The sequence below is a fragment of the Spirillospora sp. NPDC049652 genome, assembly GCF_040675125.1.
Lineage (GTDB): Bacteria > Actinomycetota > Actinomycetes > Streptosporangiales > Streptosporangiaceae > Spirillospora.
The window spans coordinates 1-2,627 of record NZ_JBFAOF010000967.1 but is presented as its reverse complement, the minus strand read 5'-3'; the positions used below and the strand labels follow the sequence as shown (position 1 = coordinate 2,627).

At 74.3% G+C, this 2,627-nt stretch carries 2 protein-coding genes; both read right to left on the bottom strand.

Annotation, left to right across the window (positions count from 1 at the left end):
* Window positions 1–116: 116 nt before the first annotated feature.
* A complete protein-coding gene (locus tag AB0J52_RS35545) occupies window positions 117–1,568 on the bottom strand; it encodes an aldehyde dehydrogenase family protein (protein ID WP_500187310.1) in 1,452 nt (483 codons plus the stop codon).
* Window positions 1,569–1,701: 133 nt separating this feature from the next.
* A partial coding sequence (locus AB0J52_RS35540) for an ATP-binding domain-containing protein (protein WP_500187309.1) occupies window positions 1,702–2,627 on the bottom strand: 926 nt, incomplete at its 5' end.

Here is a 2,627-nt window from a genome sequence, read left to right as displayed (position 1 = left end):
CCGCCTTCCGGGGCGAGCCGCCGCCCGCCGGTTTCGCCGCCCGCGCCGTCGCCGCCGTCCTGGATGGAATGGCCTGACGGGCCCCGGCCGGACGCGGCGTGCTCCGGCGCGCGGGCTCAGGACTCGATCAGGCAGGCCTTCTCGCGCGTGTACGCGAGGACGGAGTCGTGCCCGTAGCCGCTGTCCTTGACGCCCTCCAGCGGGAACATGACCTTGCGGAAGGTGTTCACCCACACCGTCCCGGTCTCCAGGCGGCGGAACATCCGTTGCGCGGTGCCGAGGTCGCTCGTCCACACCCCGGCCGCCAGCCCGTAGGACGAGTCGTTGGCGATCGCGATGGCCTCCTCCTCGGTGTCGAACGGCAGGACGACCGCGACCGGGCCGAAGATCTCCTCCTGGCAGACGCGCAGCCCGTTGTCCTCGGTCGCGAACAGGGTCGGCTCGACCCAGTACCCGTTCGCGAGCCGCTCGTCCCCGACGGCGTCCGCGCCGGAACGCCCGCCGAAGACCAGCTCGGCCCCTTCCTTCTGCCCGATCTCCAGGTAGGAGGTGACGCGGTCGAACTGCTCCCGGGAGACGATCGGCCCCATGGTCGTCTCGGCGGACATCGGGTCGCCCAGCCGGACCGCCGCCGCGATCTCCTTCATCCGGTGCAGCATCTCGTCGTACACCGGACGCTGGATCAGCACGCGCGACCCGCCGTAGCAGATCTGCCCCGCGTTCGCCGTGAAGATCGCCTGCGTGGTGACGCCGACGGCGGCCTTGTCCAGGTCGGCGTCCGCGAACACGATGTTGGGCGACTTGCCGCCGAGTTCGAGCGCGAGCGGCTTCAGCGCGTCCGCCGACGCCCGGGTGATCAGCCTGGCGGTCGCCACCGACCCGGTCAGGCTGATCTTGTTGACGCCCCGGTGCCGGACGAGCGGGTCGCCGACCTCCTCGCCGAGCCCGGACACCACGTTCAGAACGCCGGGGGGAAGCACGTCCATGAGCAGCTCGCCCAGCCGCAGCGACGACACGGTCGCCTGCTCGGCCGGCTTGATGATCACCGTGTTCCCCGCCGCCAGCGCGAACGCCGCCTTGGCGGAGAAGGTCGAGATGGGGGAGTTCCAGGGGATGATCCCGAGCGTCACCCCGTACGGCTCGCGCCGGGTGAGGCCGAGGCTCCCGGGCCCGAAGTCGACCGTGCGGCCCTCGACGGCGGCGGCGCACTCGGCCGCCGCGTTCGTCCACAGGTAGGTCATGCCGGGCAGGTCGCGCTTGGCGGTCTCGTTGATCGTCCGGCCGTTGTCCCGGGTCTCCAGCTCGGCCAGCTCCCGCGCGTTCGCGGCGAACACCCCGGCGACCTTCCGCAGGTAGTGCGCCCGCCCGGCGGCGGGCATCGCCGACCATGCGGGGAACGCGGCGCGGGCCGCCGCGACGGCCGCGTCCGCGTCGTCTGGGCCGCTGCGCGGGATCCGCGCCCACACCTCACCGGTCGCCGGGTCCACGCTGTCGAGCGTCCCGCCGCCCGCCGCCGCCCGCAGCTCCCCGCCGACCAGATTCCGATACTCGCGCAGCCCGTCCGCCATCGCCGTCCCTCCGGATCGTCAGACGAACAAGCGTACGCTTGGTACGACTCGGACGGAAGCTCGGGGGTCTGCACGGACCGTGCCGCGTCCCCGGATCGCAGGAGGGACGCGGCACGGCGGCTCGGGGACGCTCCTACCCCTGGTGCAGGCGGGCGAGGCTCTCGGGGAGGTCGCCGTCGTGGACGACGGTCAGGCTGCGGGTCGCGCGGGTGACGGCCACGTAGAGGTCGTGGCCGCCGCGCGGACGCTCGGTCGTGATGCCCGCCGGGTCGACCACGATCACCGCGTCGAACTCCAGGCCCTTGGACTCCTCGGCCGTCAGCACCACGACCGGGGCGTCCAGGGCCTCGGGCGTCGCGCCCGCCGGGGCGTCCGGGAGGGCGGCGCGGACGGCGTCGTGGTGCGACAGCGACGAGATCACCGCCAGGCGGCCCTCGCCGTCGCGACCGGTGACGACGGCCGCGAACTCCTCGGCGACCAGTTCGGGGAGGGCCGCCAGACCGTCCAGGGTGCCGGGCTCGTCCGCCCGGCCGGAGCCGGGGGAGCGCAGCCGGACGGCCCGGGGCGGCGGCCCGTCGTCGCGCACCGGCCGCGGCGACGTCTGGGACGGGTCGACCGAGGCCAGGACGTCCTCGGCCACCGCCATGATGGCGGCGGGCGTGCGGTAGTTCACCATCAGGCGCTGCTCGCGCCAGCGGCCCGGGACGTACCGGTCGAGCATCTGGCCCCAGCTCCGGGCCCCGGCGAGGCTGCCGGTCTGGGCGGTGTCGCCGACGACCGTCATCGACCGCGTCGGGACGCGCCGCATGACCGTCCGCCACGCCATCTCCGACAGCTCCTGCGCCTCGTCCACGATGACGTGCCCGTAGGCCCACTGCCGGTCCGCGGCGGCGCGTTCGGCGGTGGTGCGGGCGGGGCCGTCGTCGTGGTGCCGGCCCGCGATGTCGGAGGCGTCCATCAGGGACGTCCACCAGCCCTCGGTCATCTTGATCACCTCGGCCGCGTACCGCTCCTCCTCGGCGCGCTCGGCCGCCGCCGCGCGCTGCCGGGCGCGCTCGG